Source organism: Gordonia aurantiaca (assembly GCF_039939235.1).
In the GTDB taxonomy this organism is placed as follows: Bacteria; Actinomycetota; Actinomycetes; order Mycobacteriales; family Mycobacteriaceae; genus Gordonia.
On sequence record NZ_JBDUUF010000006.1, the window covers coordinates 126,394 to 141,610 of the forward strand.

The 15,217-nt window shown below is 68.3% G+C and carries 15 protein-coding genes; 5 read left to right on the forward strand and 10 right to left on the reverse strand.

What is annotated here, in order from left to right; translation table 11 throughout:
- Positions 1–92: 92 nt before the first annotated feature.
- The 6 genes from ABFT43_RS13365 to ABFT43_RS13390 form a co-directional block, all read right to left on the reverse strand.
- Positions 93–1,061, reverse strand: a complete 969-nt coding sequence (locus ABFT43_RS13365; protein ID WP_347960845.1) for an arsenic resistance protein — start codon at positions 1,059–1,061, stop codon at positions 93–95.
- Positions 1,062–1,296: 235 nt separating this feature from the next.
- Positions 1,297–1,938, reverse strand: a complete 642-nt coding sequence (gene upp, locus ABFT43_RS13370) for a uracil phosphoribosyltransferase (protein ID WP_347960846.1) — start codon at positions 1,936–1,938, stop codon at positions 1,297–1,299.
- Positions 1,939–1,972: 34 nt separating this feature from the next.
- The gene (locus tag ABFT43_RS13375; protein WP_347960847.1) at positions 1,973–3,223 is read right to left on the reverse strand and encodes a URC4/urg3 family protein; all 1,251 of its coding nucleotides are present in this window, start codon (positions 3,221–3,223) and stop codon (positions 1,973–1,975) included.
- Positions 3,220–4,470 (reverse strand): GTP cyclohydrolase II, encoded by a 1,251-nt coding sequence (locus ABFT43_RS13380; RefSeq protein ID WP_347960848.1) that lies wholly within the window; start codon positions 4,468–4,470, stop codon positions 3,220–3,222. Before ABFT43_RS13380 ends, ABFT43_RS13375 begins: the two co-directional genes overlap by 4 nt.
- Positions 4,471–4,674: 204 nt before the next feature.
- A complete protein-coding gene (katG, locus tag ABFT43_RS13385; RefSeq protein WP_347960849.1) occupies positions 4,675–6,909 on the reverse strand; it encodes a catalase/peroxidase HPI in 2,235 nt (744 codons plus the stop codon).
- Positions 6,910–7,067: 158 nt separating this feature from the next.
- Positions 7,068–7,487 (reverse strand): Fur family transcriptional regulator, encoded by a 420-nt coding sequence (locus tag ABFT43_RS13390; protein ID WP_347960850.1) that lies wholly within the window; start codon positions 7,485–7,487, stop codon positions 7,068–7,070.
- A 120-nt stretch (positions 7,488–7,607) separates the two neighbouring features.
- Between ABFT43_RS13390 and ABFT43_RS13395 the strand changes: the two genes are divergently transcribed.
- On the forward strand, positions 7,608–8,591 hold the full coding sequence (locus tag ABFT43_RS13395) for a hypothetical protein (RefSeq protein WP_347960851.1): 984 nt from the start codon (positions 7,608–7,610) through the stop codon (positions 8,589–8,591).
- 6 nt (positions 8,592–8,597) lie between these two features.
- Here ABFT43_RS13395 and ABFT43_RS13400 read toward each other — a convergent pair whose 3' ends face one another.
- Both ABFT43_RS13400 and ABFT43_RS13405 read right to left on the reverse strand, forming a co-directional pair.
- Positions 8,598–9,152 (reverse strand): DUF4334 domain-containing protein, encoded by a 555-nt coding sequence (locus ABFT43_RS13400; RefSeq protein WP_347960852.1) that lies wholly within the window; start codon positions 9,150–9,152, stop codon positions 8,598–8,600.
- Between the two features lie 82 nt (positions 9,153–9,234).
- Positions 9,235–10,131, reverse strand: coding sequence for a hypothetical protein (locus ABFT43_RS13405; protein WP_347961011.1), 897 nt, complete (start codon positions 10,129–10,131; stop codon positions 9,235–9,237).
- Positions 10,132–10,241: 110 nt separating this feature from the next.
- On the opposite strand from ABFT43_RS13405, the gene ABFT43_RS13410 reads away from it, so the two are divergent.
- Together ABFT43_RS13410 and ABFT43_RS13415 are read left to right on the forward strand one after the other, a co-directional pair.
- Positions 10,242–10,673 (forward strand): PPOX class F420-dependent oxidoreductase, encoded by a 432-nt coding sequence (locus ABFT43_RS13410; RefSeq protein WP_347960853.1) that lies wholly within the window; start codon positions 10,242–10,244, stop codon positions 10,671–10,673.
- 62 nt (positions 10,674–10,735) lie between these two features.
- On the forward strand, positions 10,736–11,173 hold the full coding sequence (locus ABFT43_RS13415) for a VOC family protein (RefSeq protein ID WP_347960854.1): 438 nt from the start codon (positions 10,736–10,738) through the stop codon (positions 11,171–11,173).
- A 42-nt stretch (positions 11,174–11,215) separates the two neighbouring features.
- Here ABFT43_RS13415 and ABFT43_RS13420 read toward each other — a convergent pair whose 3' ends face one another.
- Positions 11,216–12,835, reverse strand: a complete 1,620-nt coding sequence (locus ABFT43_RS13420; protein ID WP_347960855.1) for an alkaline phosphatase D family protein — start codon at positions 12,833–12,835, stop codon at positions 11,216–11,218.
- A 71-nt stretch (positions 12,836–12,906) separates the two neighbouring features.
- On the opposite strand from ABFT43_RS13420, the gene ABFT43_RS13425 reads away from it, so the two are divergent.
- The gene (locus tag ABFT43_RS13425; RefSeq protein ID WP_347960856.1) at positions 12,907–13,587 is read left to right on the forward strand and encodes a DNA alkylation repair protein; all 681 of its coding nucleotides are present in this window, start codon (positions 12,907–12,909) and stop codon (positions 13,585–13,587) included.
- A 9-nt stretch (positions 13,588–13,596) separates the two neighbouring features.
- Positions 13,597–14,328 (forward strand): DUF2332 family protein, encoded by a 732-nt coding sequence (locus tag ABFT43_RS13430; protein WP_347960857.1) that lies wholly within the window; start codon positions 13,597–13,599, stop codon positions 14,326–14,328.
- A gap of 16 nt (positions 14,329–14,344) precedes the next feature.
- On the opposite strand, the gene ABFT43_RS13435 is transcribed toward ABFT43_RS13430, so the two are convergent.
- Positions 14,345–15,217 (reverse strand): hypothetical protein, encoded by an 873-nt coding sequence (locus ABFT43_RS13435; RefSeq protein WP_347960858.1) that lies wholly within the window; start codon positions 15,215–15,217, stop codon positions 14,345–14,347.

Genomic DNA, 15,217 nt, shown 5'->3' on the forward strand with positions numbered 1-15,217 from the left:
CCGCGCAGGTCATCGAGGTCTCGATCTGCGTGGACTTCTCGCCGGCGAAGAGAAGTCGAATGCGACGGGACGGAGTTCGATGGACGGGGGTCTCAGCGTCGACGTGCCGCACGCTTGAACGCCCACACCATCGTCACCATCGCGATCAATTCGACCAGCGTCTGAGTGATCACGGTCGCCGCGGCGAGTTCGGCGTCCACGGGAAGTGCGAGTGCGAGGGGCAGGACCACGAGCGAGTTGCGGGTGACGCCGGAGAACACCACCGCGGTTCCGGAATCGCCCGGCAGTCGAAGGCCACGTGCGACGAGAAGTCCGATGACACACATGGCGACGATGAACAGCGCATAGACGGCGATCACGCCGGCGAGATCGGCGATCCGCGAATCGATCCGCGGCACCTGCGAACCCACCGCGGTGAAGAGGACCGCCATCATCAGCGGCACCATGGTGGGCGACGCCGCGTCGCTCACCCATCGGCCGGCGGTGCTGCGCGCCGCCCACGCCTGGGTCAGCCATGCCACCGCGAGTGGCAGCACGATGAGCACGATGAACGCCCACAGGAACGGTCCGGGGTCGATCACGTCGCGTCCGTCGCCGAGCATGAGCGTGAGATACACCGGCACCAGGACCATCTGGGCGAGCAACAGCAACGGGGTGGCGGCCAGCAGGCGTTGGTTCGCGCCACCCGCCAGACCACTGAACACCACCACGTAATCCACGCACGGGCACAGCAGCACCAATAGCGCACCGACCCGGATCGCGTCATCGGCGGGCAACAGCGGAGACAGCGCCGCGACGACGAGCGGACCCACCATGAAGTTCACGAGCAGCACGGCGCCGAGGAACCGCCGGTCCCGAAGCGAGGCCACCAGGTCGGCGGCGCGCACCTGCAGGAAGGTCACGTACAGCAGTGCGGCGAGGAACGGCGTGACCACGACGTCGAGGGACCCCGCCGCCGACGGCGCGGCGAACCCGAGTGCGACACCTGCGCCGATGGCCAGGAGATACAGCGCGACCTGGTGCTGTTCGAGGCGTTCGGCGACGGTCGCGGCGGCGGGCATTGCATCATTCTCGGTCACGTCGGCGCACTCGTCCGTCGGGGGTCGCGCATGGGCGCGACGCCGGGCGCCGTGGCCGCACCGCCCCGGCGGCACCACGACGTCCCCGCTCGTCGTGACCCCTGCTCGTTGCGCACCCGGTCGCGGTGACGTGATCGTGCAGCGTTCGAGCGGCGTCGCCCACACCGCGTCGGGAGCCCGGTCGCCGTGGCACGGCATGTCTCGGAACGAGGGCTGCTCACGCAGTCCCGAACACCCGATCACCCACGTCCCCGAGTCCCGGTCGGATGAAACCGTTCTCGTCGAGTTCCCGGTCGACGCTCGCGGTGTAGACCGGTACCTCCGGATGGGCGTCGTGCAACACGGCGATGCCCTCCGGGCATGCGACCAGACACACGAACTTGATCGACTTCGGGCCGTACTCCTTCACGCGGTCGATCGCCGCGACCGCCGAGAACCCGGTCGCCAGCAGCGGGTCGACGATCACCACGTCGCGTTCGTCGAGGTCCGACGGCATCTTGAAGTAGTACTCGACGACGACCATCGTCTTCGGGTCACGGTAGAGCCCGATGTGCCCGACCCGGGCGCCCGGGACGACCGTGAGCATGCCGTCGGCGATGCCGGCCCCGGCGCGCAGGACCGCGGCGAAGACCAGCTTCTTTCCATCGATCTCGGCGGCTGTGGTGGTCTCGAGCGGGGTCTCGATCGTGACATCGTGCATCGGGATGTCCCGCAGCACGTCGTAGGCCATCAGTGTGGAGATCTCGGTCAGCAGACGGCAGAAATCGTTGGTGGAGGTGTCCTTCCGACGCATCAGGGTCAGCTTGTGCTGCACCAGCGGGTGGTCGATGACGACGACGGTGCTCGTAGCGGCGCTCATGGCTTCCTCTCTCGCGATCTGGAGACGGTGCCGTTCAGAAGACGGTGCCGGTGGAACGGATCGTCAACGGGGGCAGACCGTTCCGAAGTCGTGCGGCCAGCATGCGCCCGGCCGCCCAGGTCCCGCCCTCGAGGACACAGGCCAGAGGCATGGTCGCGGGGTCGGCTCCCAGGCGTTCGCGGACCAGGTCGGCGATCTCGTCCAGCAGGGCGACGGTCAACGCCCGCCATTCGACGACGAGGGGATCGCCGACCTCCCACTCCACCCGCGCCCAGGCTTCGTCCCGCAGGGCCAGGACACCGGTGTCGAGAAGCAGGCCTCCGTTGCGGTACTCGGGCAGGCCGGTCAGTCCGTCGAGGTCGGTGACCTCCACGCCCGCCCACACGAACGGCTCGAGGAGTGAGTAGGTGAGCCACTGTGACAACTTGTGAAAGGGCACCCATCCGGCGGTGATGCCCGGGCCGGAGACCGCCTCGTGACGCCAACAGTCGCCGAGCGGCTCGGACCCGATCCTGTTGTCCGACGGCCAGATCGGAGCCAGGTGGGTCAGTACCGCCGCGAGCAGGTCGGGTGCCCGTAAGGTGGTGCGACCGTCACCGGAGAACAGGTCGAACAGGCCGCCCGGACGTCCCGGCACGCCGAAGATCTCCGGCCTTCCGGCCAGGGTGTCACCGAGTCGGCGCAGGAGTTCCACGCGTCCCTCGAGTCCGGCCAGCGGATTCGACCGGGTCACCTGGAACGCCGCACCGAGGCTGTCGACGGAGATCGACCGCAGGCCTTTGGCGTCGACGCGCAGCGGATGCGTGGGGTCGCCGGAGAACAGGCCAGACCGGAACGCGTCCCAGCTGGCGACGCCCAGTCCCTCGGACCGGGTCAGCTCCCGGCCGGTCGACGCCTCGTGGTAGCGCCAGTCGGGACCGGCGCCGGCGTCGAGCAGCACGCTCACGACGACGACATCGATGAGGGCGCGGCTGCGATCCGCGGTGTCGCCGGGCAGTGCGTCGTCGAGCGCGGTGAGACGATCGACACCGCCGGCCTCGAAGTGTCGCCAGCGGCTGTGAAACGGGATGTCCCCGTCCGGATATCGCTCCCGCGTCGTCTCGACCACGACGTCTGCGGCCGTTGCCAGCGCAGCGTCGTCCACGGCGAACCACGCCGATCGTCCGGCCCGTGCCCGGACGAGGAGCTGGCGCGACCGCTCGCGCACCGCGGCCGCCGATCGCAGCGAGGCGGCGGCGGCCGCGGCGTCCTCGCACGACGGGGTCTGGGTCACCGCGCTGCTCATTCGAGCCCCCGTCCCTTGACCTTCCGCAACGTCTCCGGATCGGGGACGGGGCCCGGCGTGAAGTAGCCGGCGGCCACCTTGGCGTCGATCTCCACGCGGGCGTCGGCGGGGACGAGTTCGTCCGGGATGTTGATGCGCTCACCGACTTCGATGCCGGAACCGGTGATCGCGTCGTACTTCATGTTGCTCATCGACACCAGACGGTGGATCTTCGTGATGCCCAACCAGTGCAGCACGTCGGGCATGAGCTCCTGGAAGCGCATGTCCTGGACGCCCGCAACGCATTCCGTGCGCGCGAAATACTGGTCGGCGGTGTCACCGCCCTCTTGACGTTTGCGGGCGTTGTAGACGAGGAACTTGGTGACCTCGCCGAGGGCGCGGCCCTCCTTGCGGGAGTAGGCGACCAGCCCGGCTCCGCCGTTCTGGGTACCGCGGATGCACTCCTCGATCGCGTGCGTGAGATACGGCCGGCAGGTGCAGACGTCGGAGCCGAAGACGTCGGAACCGTTGCACTCGTCGTGCACGCGGGCGGTGAGTTCGACCGACGGATCGGCCAGGTCACGCGCATCTCCGAAGATGTAGACGGTCTGCCCGCCGATGGGCGGCAGGAACACCTCGAGATCCGACCGGGTGACCAGCTCGGGGTACATGCCGCCCGTCTCCTCGAACAGGGTGCGGCGCAATTCGGCCTCCGAACACCCGAATCGCTCGGCGACGCCGGGCAGATACCACACGGGTTCGACGGCCGCCTTGGTCACCAGCGCTGCACCGCTCGACAGCAGGACCTTGCCGTCGGGGATGAGTCGTCCTCTCTCGATGGCGTCGGTGATCTCCGGGAGTATGACGTGCGCTTTTGTCACGGCGATGGTGGGCCGGATGTCGTGACCGGCGCCGAGCAGCTCCGGCCAGTTCTCGGCGACGGTCGCGCCCCAGGGGTCGAGCGACACGATCGCCTTCGGATCCGCCCATTGGGGGTAGGGGCCGATGCGGTCGGTGGGGGAGGTGTTGGTGAGATCCGCGCGGTGGTCACGGGACAGCGCCCCGGCTGCGACGGCGAGCGCGCGGTAGACGCTGTACGACCCGCTGTGCGTCCCGATCACGTTGCGGTGCGACCGGTTTGCGGTCGTCCCGATCACCGGTCCGCGTTCGGCGGGGGCGGGTGCGCCCCACCTGATCGGCGGCGCGTCGAAACCACCGCTGTGCGAGGTCAGACGGATGTGGCCCAGGGACTTGTGTACGCCGGACATCGCGCTCTCCTTCTGTCAGGCGGTGACCCGCCACCTCGAGGGAAAGCGCCAGCATAGTCACGATCTCGCGATCCCGCCGGGTGAACCGGGCACCCGCGGATCAGCTGCGGAGATGTGCCGAGATCACCGAAGCGGGCAACCCCCGGGAAGAGGTGCCACCCGCTTCGGTGTGACCCGCCGTGTGAGAGTCGGGCGAGCGAGAGACTACTGTGCCTCGAGGTCGAACCGGTCGAGGTTCATGACCTTGTCCCACGCCTCGACGAAGTCTTTGACGAACTTCTCCTTCGCGTCGTCGGAGGCGTAGACCTCGGCCAGCGCGCGCAGCCGAGAGTTCGAGGCGAACGCGAGGTCGACACGGCTGCCGGTCCAGGTCTGCTCGCCGGTCGCACGATCGATGCCGACGAAGACGTTGACGTCCTCTGTCTTCGTCCACTTGGTGGACATGTCGAGCAGGTTGACGAAGTAGTCGTTGGTCAGCACACCCGGCGTGTCGGTGAGGACACCCAGCTCGGAGTCCTGGTGGTTGGCACCCAGGACACGCATGCCTCCGATCAGAACGGTCATCTCGGGGGCCGACAGTGTGAGCAGGTTCGCCTTGTCGATCAGCGCGAACTCGGCCGGCTGGTCGAGGTCGCCGGTGCGGGCCTCGCTCACGTAGTTGCGGAAGCCGTCGGCCGTGGACTCCAGGTAGGTGAAGGAGTCGACGTCGATGTCGTCCTGCGTCACGTCGGTACGACCCGGCGTGAACGGCACGGTGACGTCGATGCCCGCCTCACGGGCGGCCTTCTCGATGGCGGCCACGCCGCCGAGGACCACGAGGTCGGCAAAGGAGATCTTCGCCCCGGCCTCACCGGTGAACGACTCGGCGATGGCCTCGAGCTCAGCGACGATGCCGGCCAGCTGTGCGGGCTCGTTGACCTCCCAGCTCGCCTGCGGCTGCAGACGCAGGCGGCCACCGTTGGCGCCGCCGCGGAAATCGCTGCCGCGGAACGACGATGCGGCTGCCCATGCTGTCTTGACCAGCTGCGAGACGGACAGACCGGAGTCGAGCAGCATCGTCTTCAGCGTCGCGATGTCCGCCTCCGACACCAGTGGACCGGTGTGCGCCGGAACGTTGCCCTGCCAGGCGTAGGTGGTCTCGGGGACCAGCGGTCCGCGGTAACGGATCGCCGGACCCATGTCTCGGTGCAGCAGCTTGAACCAGGCCTTGGCGAATTCTTCGGCCAACTCCTCCGGGTGGTCCAGCCAGCGACGGGTGATCTTGCCGTACTCGGGATCGTACCGCAGCGCCAGGTCGCTGGTCAGCATCGACGGGTGGGTCGAGCCGTCGCCGAATGCCATCGGCACGGTGCCGTTGCCGGCGTCGTCCTTCGGGCGCCACTGGTTGGCGCCTGCCGGGCTCTTGTACAGCTCCCAGTCGTAGCCGTAGAGGGTCTCCAGGAACGAGTTGTCCCAACGCGTCGGGGTCGGGGTCCAGGTGACCTCGAGGCCGCTGGTGATGGTGTCGGCACCGTTGCCCTTGCCGTGCGAGCTGCGCCAGCCCAGGCCCGCGTCCTCGAGAGCGGCGGCCTCGGGCTCGGGGCCGACCAGGCTTGCGTCGCCCGCGCCGTGGGTCTTGCCGAAGGTATGGCCACCGACGATCAGGGCAGCGGTCTCGACGTCGTTCATCGCCATCCGGGCGAAGGTGTCGCGGATATCGCGCGCCGAGCCCAGGATATCCGGATTGCCGTTGGGCCCTTCGGGATTGACGTAGATGAGTCCCATCTGGACGGCGGCCAGGGGATTCTCGAGCTCACGATCTCCCCGGTAGCGCCGGTCGGCGAGCCACTCCAGCTCGGGGCCCCAGTACACCTCGTCGGGCTCCCATTCGTCGACTCGTCCGAATGCGAAGCCGGCGGTCTTGAAGCCCATCGACTCGAGGGCGACGTTGCCCGCGAAGACCAGCAGGTCGGCCCAGGAGATCGCCTGGCCGTACTTCTTCTTGATCGGCCACAGGAGGCGACGGGCCTTGTCCAGGTTGGCGTTGTCGGGCCAGCTGTTCAGCGGTGCGAACCGCTGCATACCTGCGCCGGCGCCGCCGCGCCCGTCCTGGACGCGGTACGTGCCCGCGGCGTGCCACGACATACGGATCATCAGGCCGCCGTAGTGACCGAAGTCGGCCGGCCACCAGTCCTGCGAATCGGTCATGAGCACCGTCAGGTCCGCTCTCAGGGCCTCGACGTCGAGGTCCTTCAGCGCCTCGTGGTAGTCGAAATCCTCATCGAGCGGGTTCACGACGTCCGGATTGTGTTGCAGCGGTGTGAGAGTCAGCCGGTTCGGCCACCAGTCCCGGTTGCCGCCACCCTCGGTGGGCTTGCTGGCCCGGTCGTGCATGATCGGGCAGCCACCGGCGTTCGGCTGGGTGTTGGCCTCGGCGATCGGCGGGTGTTCTTGTGTCATGACTTTCCTTTCAAGGACGGGGGGCGGCGCCCTGGTGGTGTCGCGAGGCGACGCCGGCCACGCGCGTGCGCACGGCCGGTCCGCGGGTGCGAATCGGTCGCAGGGGTACAGCGATTCCCGGGATGGGGTGGTGGTGAGCGGGGTGTGAACGGAAAAGGTCAGGAACGGCAGTTCGGGCAGAGGCCCCAGTACACGACCTCGGCCTCGTCGATGACGAAACCGTGGTCGTCGGATGCGGTGAGGCATGGGGCGGCGCCGACGGCGCAGTCCACGTCCCCGATCGCACCGCAGTTGCGGCAGACCGCATGGTGATGGTTGTCGCCGATCCGCGACTCGTACCGCGCGACATGTCCCGCGGGCTGGATGCGGCGGATCAAGCCGGCAGATGTCAACGCGGACAACACGTCATAGACGGTTTGCTGCGAGACGTCGGGCACTTCCTCGCGCGTGGTGCGCAGGACGGTGTCGGTGTCGGCGTGGGGGTGTGCATGCACCGCACGCATGACTGCGACCCGCGGTCGGGTCACGCGGAGGCGTGCTGCACGGAGTCGTGCGGCGCAGTCGTCGTCGGTGAGCATGGCACCGAGTATGCCCCCGTTTCTGGAATGATTCAAGATCAAGCTGCCGGCTGTGTTTCAGATCATCGCCCGCGGGCGGACGTACGATCGGTCCATGACCAGATCGCCGAAGGTGCGATGATGTCCCGCTTCGACGAGATCGCAGACGAGCTCTACGGATTGACGCCGAACGAGTTCGTGTCGCGGCGTAACGAGCTCGCCAAGGAGGTCAGAACGGATGGCGATCGCGAGCTCGCCACGCGGATTTCGGGTCTCCGCCGGCCGACGCAGTCGGCGTGGGCGGTCAACCAGTGGGTGCGGGCCAATCCTGATGACTGTGAACTGATCAGTGAACTCGCTGCGGATCTGACTGCTGCGCAACGGCGTTCGGCCGTCAATGCCATCCGCGAGCTGTCCGCGCGGCGCAAGGAGTTGGTCGACCGGGCCGCCCGAGGGGTCGTCGACACCGCCGAGGATCTCGGTGTGTCACTGTCGGAGAGCATGATCCGCGAGATCGTGCAGACCCTGCGGGCGGCGATCGCCGATGCGGAAACGCTCGGACTGCTCCGGCACGGACGCCTGGTCTCGGCGGTCGAATACAGCGGGTTCGGGCCGGCCGGCGTGTTCGTCGTGCCCGACCCGCCGACCGGGACCGCGGATGCCGAGGTCGATGCCGCAGAGACCGATGCCGCAGAGACCGATGCCGCAGAGACCGATGCCGCAGAGACCGATGCCGCAGAGGCCGATGCCGAGACCCGCGAGGCAGACGAGGACTCCGACGACACCGCGACAGGACGGTCGGGTGCCGATGCGACCGAGGAGGACGCCGCGGCGCGACGCGCGCTCGAGGAGCGCCTCGCCCGGGCCGAGGACGTGGAACAGGAGGCCCGATCAGCCCTGGCCGAGGCATCGTCGGCGGTGGATGAGGCGTCGTCGGAGGTCGACGAGCTCGCCGATCGCGCGCGGGAACTGCGTGAGCAGCTCTCGCGGGTCGAGGACGAGCTGCGGTTCGCGCGTCAGCGATTGTCGACCGTGGAGAAGGGCAGGTCGGAGGCGAAGGTGGCGCTGCGCGAGGCGGTCGCCGCGGTCAACGAGATCCGTGCCGCGCTGGCCGAGCTGGACTGACCCCGCTCACAGCACCTTCAGTGACCCGTCCCGCTTCAACGCGAAGAAGTACGGCGCCGGGGAGCCCTTCAGGTCCATCGCGCCGAGTACCGCGTCGTCGGAGACCTGTCGGAAGACGTCGTTGATGGGCAACTGGTCGTAGATCATGGTCGCGGTGTCGACGCCACGGTAGCGGGTGGTCCGCAGCCGAGCCCGCGACCTGCGGGTCCGGACGAGCAGGCGGCCGGTGGCGATCGGTGCGGCGAACGACATGCTCTTGGTCTGCGGCGCTTTCTCGGCGAGGGTCAGAGCGCCGAACGCGAGACCCGGATTCATCGCCCAGAGTGCGCGTCCATCGCGCGTCGGGAACAGCAGAGGATGCACGTTCTCCGCGTCGATGAACTGTTTACCCCACCAACCGCTCGCGGCGAGGAATCCGTCCAGCGGATGTTCGGTGGGGACCTCGGCTCCGCGCCACGTGCCGAACATCGACTCGGGTTCGACCGCCGGGAGGGAATCGAACAACTCGATCGCCGACGCGGTGTCGGTCGGGATGGTGGTCAGGATGTCGCGGGCTTCCATGACACCGATCCTACGGGCGATGACACAGAAATCGAAGTCTGTGCCTTTGGTCCAGATCGTCACGCAATTGTCCGGCGGGCCGTCATGCCCGGGCCGGTTCCACCCCGCTCGGGCGGTCTTCGGGTTCCGACGACGTAAGCCACGCCACCGCGAAGGCGCCCGCCACCGCGCCGGCGAAACCAACGTAGGCGAGCCACCCGAGTCCGTCGATGGCGCGGTCGCCGAGGAACAGCACCCCGATCACCGCCGGGATCCCGACCTCGCCGACGACGAGCACCGCCGTCACCGCATTCACGGGACCCAACTGCAGCGCCACGGTCTGCACGTAGAACGCCATTGCCCCGGCGATGGCGATGGTCCAGGCGGCCGGGTCCTCGATGAGTTCCACGAGGTCGAAGGGGTGCACGCCGTCGAGCACCCGGACCGCGACGGCCAGCGCGCCGTACATCGCACCGGCCAGCGCTCCCGCGACGATCGCGCCCCGCCGACCGAGCAGGTGGACGACGGCCAGGCCGATCACCGCGACGGCGGTCGAGATGCCGAACAGCGCCCAGTGGAATGCGGTGTTGTGCTGGGTCTCCGCCTCGTGGGAGGCCGACGCTCCGAGCATGCAGAGCGAGGCGATCACGACACCCATCGCAGCGAGATCTCGACCCCGCAGCCTGGTGCCCAGCAATGCGCTGCCCAGCAGCGCGGTGACGATCAGATTCCCGGCGACGATCGTCTGCGCCAGGAACAGCGGCAGTAGTCGGGCGGCGACCGCACCGCCGCCGAATCCCAGGACGACCATCAGGGTTCCGATGAGGAACGTGGGGTCCTTGAACGTCTCCAGGGTCGACTTCAGCGATGGCCCGCCGGTGGCCGTCGTCGCCTCCTCGCCCGGCATCGCCGCATTCCGGGCTCCCAGGGCACGAAGCGCCGTCGACAAACCGTAGGCCACCGCGGCGAGCGTGGCCGCGACTATCCCGATCGTGAACACCGCTAGAAGGTAACCGGATTCGCCGGTCGATGCGACGACGGCCGGGAGGATTGGCAAGGAATCGTCATCCGGTCCGGAATAGTCTTCCGCGGTCCGCAGTTGCCGGTTCCATGACCAGCACCGAATATGATCCCCGTGACCTGTTGGCCACGACCAGGATCGGGATCCTCGCCACGATCAAGTCGTCGGGACTGCCGCAGCTGTCGCCGGTCACCCAGCACTATGACCGGGAGACCGATACGATCCTCGTCTCGATGACCGACGGCCGGGCGAAGACCAAGAACCTGCGACGTGACCCGCGCGCGGCGATCGAGGTGACCAGCCCGGACGGCTACACCTGGGCGACCGCCGAGGGAGAGGTCGCCCTCATCGGGCCCGGCACCGACCCGTACGGCCCCGAGGTGGAGGCGCTCGTCGACTACTACCGCAAGGCCGCGGGCGAGCATCCCGACTGGGACGAGTACCGCAGCGTGATGGTCTCCGACCGTCGCGTGCTCATGGTCCTCGCGGTCACCCATGTGTACGGGCAGAAGCTCCGCTGATTCGGAACCCATCTCGCGAATGAGGACCCGCTCCGTCCTCGATGTGCGGCAGGGTGGTCGGCATGGCTGCTGAATTCCAGGTGACATTCGACTCTGCCGATCCCGCATCGCTGGCGGCGTTCTGGGCCGAGGTACTCGGCTATCGGATCCAGGGCCCGCCGCCCGGTTTCGACAGTTGGGACGCCGCACTCGATGCCTTTGGCGTCCCCGAGGAACGACGCAACGACGCGTCGGCGGTGATCGACCCGGACGGACACGGACCGCGAATCTTCTTCCAACGGGTCCCCGAGGGGAAGACCGCGAAGAATCGCGTGCACCTCGACGTCCGGGCGGCTCCGGGACTCGTCGGTGACGAGCGCATGGCGGCGCTCGAGAAAGAGGCCGCCCGGCTCGTCGGCCTGGGTGCGACGCGCATCGGGCGTCACGAGCCGGAGCCGCCGTTGCAGGCCGGACACATCGTCCTGCAAGACCCGGAGGGCAACGAATTCTGCCTGGACTGACGGGATTTCGTAGCAGAAATCGGTGCCATGTCCCGCTGTCTGCTACGAGATCGGGAGCCGACCGGCGACCTGCAGCGCTCCGTCCGGGTCCGGCTGTTCGAAGACGACCGTCGCGTGCCGGCCGTCGAGTGCCAGGGTCGCGATCGTGTTGCCGAACAGCGGGCCCAGGGCGTTGTGCCATGTGACCGGGAGGTCGGGCGAACCGCACCACCGCGCACATCGGCGGACGAGCGTCGCGAGTCGCGACGACCATCCGAGCCGGAACACCGGCTCCATGTACGACGGGATCGCGTTGTGTACGGGCGAGCACACCAGCTGATACACCGGCGCGCCGACCGGTTCGGGGAAGTCCGCCCGGGCGGCGTAACTGTGGTGGACGTCGCCGGACAGCACCGTGACCGACGACGGTCCGTGGGATCCGGAGTCGGCGACCCCGCGGATCATCCGGCTCAACCGGGTGAACGAGGCGAAGAACGCCGGCCAGTGTTCGAGGTCGGCGCCCTGCCGGATGCGCTCGGCGACCCGGCCGATCCGGCCGCCCCGGCGCGCGCCGATCTCGTCGAGCGTTTCGGCATCGCTGAGCACGGGTGGCAGCAGCCACGGCAACGACGATCCGAGAACGAGGTGGTCGAGGCTCTCCACGTCGTCGGCGACCTGCTGCTCGACCCAATCGAACTCGATGTCGCTCAACATCTTCCGGGCTCCGCCGGACAGGATGCGTCCGTTGCGGGAGTCGAGCATCACCAGCCGCGACGCCCCGAGGTCCCACCGGAAACCGAACCGCACGCCCTTGACGCCGTCGGTCTCGGCATCGGCGCGATCGGCCAGATCCACCAGGTGCGGCCAGCGATCGCCGTCGGACTCGAGGACCCGGTGGAAGTCGTCGGAGGCGGCGAGTTCGGCGGGGGAGAGATTGCCCAGGTGTTGGTAGACGATGTAGGACGCGAGGCCTGCGCGGATGCGTTGTCGCCACCACGGCAGGGTGTCCATCTCGCGCCGCCAGACGTCTGACGTGTTCCAGTCGTCTCGGATGTCGTGGTCGTCGAAGATCATCGCGGTCGGGACGGTGGACATGATCCACCTGATCTCCGGGTCGCCCCAAGTGTGGCGATAGAGCCCCTCGTACTCCTCGAAGCCGACCACCTCGTCCGACGGGCCGACGGCCGACGAGCGACTCGACGCCAGTTTCTCCTTCACCTGCGGGGTCAGCTCGTCGGCATAGACCTGATCTCCGAGCAGGATCAACGTGTCCGGCCAGTCGGACACCGGCAGGTTCCGCATCCGCACGGCGTAGCGGTCCAGCGCATCGAGACCGAGTTCCACGTCGACCTGCGGATCCTCGGCCTTCGGGTAACGGCATGAGCCGAACACGAATCGATGCCGGTGTGCGCTCGCCGGACCCCGGGTGCGGATGACGCTCGGCGGGAAGCCCGAGTCGGCGAGCGGCCATTCGACGACGCCGTCGACGAGCACCTGGTACTCCGTCGTCGAATCGGGAGCGAGTCCCGAGACCTCGACGAGTGCATAGTGATGGTCGAGAACCTCGAAAGTTTGTGTCCGACAACCACATATCTCGATCTTCGCAGGAGTGTCGGTCTGTACCCAGAGCAGCGCCGACGTCTCGTCGACGTGCCGCAGGATGGGGCCGAGCATCAAGGCCATTCGCTCAGCGTAGGCCGATCGGGTGGTCACCGTGGGCCGTTAGTCTGGACCCGACACAGACGGGAGCAGCCATGACCGACCCCATCGACCTCGACGCGAGGGTCGCCGCGATCCTCGGTGAGCTCGCCGCGCTCGAGGACCCGAGGATTCGCGCCGTCAACGAGCGGCACGGCGACGATCACGGCGTGAACCTGACCAGACTCCGCGCGGTGGCCAAACCGCTGAAGACCGACCATGACCTCGCCCTCGCGCTGTGGGCCACCGGTGACACGGCAGCCCGGCTGGTGGCCCTGCTGATCTGCCGACCGAAGAAGTTCGACGCAGCTGCGCTCGACGCGATGATCCGCGAGGCACACCGCCCGAAGGTGTACGACTGGCTCGTCAACTACGTGATCAAGAAGAGCCCGCTTGCCGAGGAATTGCGGGCGGCGTGGATGGACGATCCAGACCCCGACGTGCGCAGCGCAGGGTGGGCCCTCACGTCCGACCGGGTGGCAAAGAATCCCGACGGTCTCGACCTGGCCACCCTGCTCGACACCGTCGAGGTGGAGATGAAGGACGCGCCCGACCGCCTGCAGTGGGCGATGAACACCTGCCTGGCCACGATCGGCATCGTGCACGCCGACCTGCGGGACCGCGCCGTCGGGATCGGGGAGCGACTCGGGGTCCTGGAGGACTACCCGACCTCGCCCGGTTGCATCTCGCCGTACGCGCCGATCTGGATCCGGGAGATGGTCGCCCGCAGAGGGTGATCGGCGCCGATGATCGAGCACGACGGCCGGTACGCAGTTCTCCATCTCACGGTCGCAGAGGCGGCCCGACGCGCCGCCGCGGACCGCGTGGCGCTGATAGACGTCGGCCGTCCGGCCGGACTCAACCTCGGCGTCGACCGGGTCGCGATCAGTTATGACGGCACGCCGGTCGCCGCCGCCGCCTCACCGGTGCAGGTGGAGTGCTCGGTGGTCGGCGACGAGTCGATACCCATGACACCGCTCCCGGTCGTCGAGCAGAGGATGGTGGTGCACCGCGCACCCCTGAACCCCGCCGACCCGAACGACCGCGCGGAGATCCTACGATCGGCGGGAGGCCGGTCGGCGCGCTTGGCCGCCGAAATCGAGCTCGTGGCAACGCTTCCCGCACAACGGGTGGCGGCGGACCCGGTGGTCGGGGTGTCGGCCGCGGTGGCCGCCGTCCCCGACGACGTCCTGCCGGTCGTTCTCACCACGTGGTCACTGTCGCGGTTCGGCCGGCCGCGGCGGGCGCGCTTCGTGGACGCACTCGTCGGGGCCTCCACCTCGCGCACCCTGGCCTGGGTCTCCGTCGAAGGTGTCGGCGTGGCGCCGACGGTTCCCACCCTCGGCGATCGTCCGGCATCCGGTCACTCGATCATGGCTGTCGCGCTCTACGGACCCGCCCGTGTGGATGCGACCGCGGTCGGCAGGTGCTGGTCGCGGGGACGGTTTCTCTCGTGGTTCGCAAGGCCCGGCCGTTGAGCGGGGGCCCACCGATTCACTCGAAGTACGACCTGTACTCGCTCCACGGCACCTGTCCGGTGGGGCTCGCCTTGATCGCCGCGGCGACGGGTTCGGGTATGGGCGCCCAGTACGCGGGCATCGCGGCCGCAAGCGACGGTTTCACGATGTACAGCAGTGCGAAATTCACCAGCCAGAGCGGCGGGGCCATCGACATGCCGACGGTCGACGTGACACCGCCCTTGGTGTTGGTCACCAGCTGGGGTGTGCCGGAGATCTGCTGTGAGACGAACCCGAACGGCACCTGGACCGTGTAGGCCGACCGATACAGGGCGAGCAGGGTGTGGGTCGCGCCGTTGGCGCGCAACCAGTTCCCGACGTATCCGCCGGGTGCGATGAGCTCGTTGACCTGGCGGGTGGGAGCGCTCGCATTGGCAGGGCTCTGCAGCATACCGTCCTTGTCGACGTAGAGGCCGTAGCTGCCGACCACCGAGTCACCGAACATCGGACGGCCGTTGGTGTTGGTGAGGATGATGAGGCAGGCGTCGATGAGCTTGGCCGCCGCACGGCTCCCGCCGATGCCCCCGCCGCTGAGTAGTTCACGGTACTGCGTGTCGTTCAACGCATCTCGTGGCGACAGTCCGATCCCGGCGGCGATCCGCTCGGCGGCCGCCTGACCGAGGGGACGGTTGAGCTGTGCGGGATCGGTGAGTTTCGGCGGCGCGAGGTACTCGAAGCCGGGTGCGCCGGAGAAGGGGAGTGCGAAGCCGGTGTCCGAGCCGGGCGCTGCGCCGGCCGAGGGCGCGGTCGCGATCCCGAGGACCGTTGCGGCGAAGACCGCCAGGAGTGCCGTCAGGCGTGTCCGATGCGCACGCAGGTGATCGGTGAGTGTCGAGTCCGCGGTACGCAT

Excerpts from the sequence above, each read along its gene's own strand:
- ABFT43_RS13365 (WP_347960845.1), bottom strand. The coding sequence starts at position 1,061 with ATGCCCGCCGCCGCGACCGTCGCCGAACGCCTCGAACAGCACCAGGTC.
- ABFT43_RS13380 (WP_347960848.1), bottom strand. The coding sequence starts at position 4,470 with ATGTCCGGCGTACACAAGTCCCTGGGCCACATCCGTCTGACCTCGCAC.
- ABFT43_RS13395 (WP_347960851.1), top strand. The coding sequence starts at position 7,608 with ATGTCCCGCTTCGACGAGATCGCAGACGAGCTCTACGGATTGACGCCG.
- ABFT43_RS13415 (WP_347960854.1), top strand. The coding sequence starts at position 10,736 with ATGGCTGCTGAATTCCAGGTGACATTCGACTCTGCCGATCCCGCATCG.
- ABFT43_RS13420 (WP_347960855.1), bottom strand. The coding sequence starts at position 12,835 with ATGGCCTTGATGCTCGGCCCCATCCTGCGGCACGTCGACGAGACGTCG.
- ABFT43_RS13375 (WP_347960847.1), bottom strand. The coding sequence starts at position 3,223 with ATGAGCAGCGCGGTGACCCAGACCCCGTCGTGCGAGGACGCCGCGGCC.
- katG (WP_347960849.1), bottom strand. The coding sequence starts at position 6,909 with ATGACACAAGAACACCCGCCGATCGCCGAGGCCAACACCCAGCCGAAC.
- ABFT43_RS13430 (WP_347960857.1), top strand. The coding sequence starts at position 13,597 with ATGATCGAGCACGACGGCCGGTACGCAGTTCTCCATCTCACGGTCGCA.
- ABFT43_RS13425 (WP_347960856.1), top strand. The coding sequence starts at position 12,907 with ATGACCGACCCCATCGACCTCGACGCGAGGGTCGCCGCGATCCTCGGT.
- ABFT43_RS13435 (WP_347960858.1), bottom strand. The coding sequence starts at position 15,217 with ATGCGTACCGCGGACTCGACACTCACCGATCACCTGCGTGCGCATCGG.
- ABFT43_RS13410 (WP_347960853.1), top strand. The coding sequence starts at position 10,242 with ATGACCAGCACCGAATATGATCCCCGTGACCTGTTGGCCACGACCAGG.
- ABFT43_RS13390 (WP_347960850.1), bottom strand. The coding sequence starts at position 7,487 with ATGCTCACCGACGACGACTGCGCCGCACGACTCCGTGCAGCACGCCTC.
- ABFT43_RS13400 (WP_347960852.1), bottom strand. The coding sequence starts at position 9,152 with ATGGAAGCCCGCGACATCCTGACCACCATCCCGACCGACACCGCGTCG.
- upp (WP_347960846.1), bottom strand. The coding sequence starts at position 1,938 with ATGAGCGCCGCTACGAGCACCGTCGTCGTCATCGACCACCCGCTGGTG.